At 63.0% G+C, this 692-nt stretch carries 1 pseudogene; it reads right to left on the bottom strand.

Going from position 1 to position 692, the window contains the following annotated elements:
- Window positions 1-692 (bottom strand): annotated as a pseudogene (locus tag AC0L3A_RS40800) (IncP-type conjugal transfer protein TrbI); the annotation flags it as partial.

Here is a 692-nt window from a genome sequence, read left to right as displayed (position 1 = left end):
TTTTGGCTGACCTGGGCGGTGATGCGACCGGGAAGATCGGAGTTGATGCCGGTGATCAGCGTCGCGGGAATGACGGAGCCGCGTTTCAGTTCGTAGGCGGATGTCGGCGTGGCCACCTTGGTCTGAATGTAGCCGAGCTTCTTGAGGTCCGCGTTGAAAAACTGCTCTTTTGCAGCTTGCCTGTTCGGATCGATGGTCTGGGTACTGAGGCCCGCCCCACGCGCCGCCGCATAAAGATCGGGCGGGCCGTGTGCAGGACCGGGTGTTATGGTCGTCTGCGATGGTGGCGCATTGTTGACCGGTGCGCTCGTTGTTTGCAGCTTGCTGACATTGACGGCGAGCGGTGAGTCATAGGCCGCATTGTTCGCCTGCACGCGCGCCATCCGCTCGCGCTGCCGCTCCCGCAGATATTGTTCATGTGCCTCCCGCTCAAGACGCGCCCGCCACAGCCGCTCCGACTCGAGTTGCGAGCCAGCCGGCTCCGCCCGCTGCGGGGCGGTGAAGGGATTGCTTGCCGGCTTTGGGGATTCGGGCTGCGCCGGTGCCGGTTGGAACGTCTGCGCTTCCTGTTGGTCGCCGATGATGCCGTTTGAGACCCCCTTCTTGAGTTGATCCGCGTAGGTCGATGCCGGATTGGATGATGCGTTGTCGATGCCGGCCTCGCGACGAAAATACAGTCCGCGCGAGGTCAG

The organism is Bradyrhizobium sp. MI1.3 (assembly GCF_055811695.1).
This window is presented reverse-complemented; position numbering and strand designations above follow the sequence as displayed.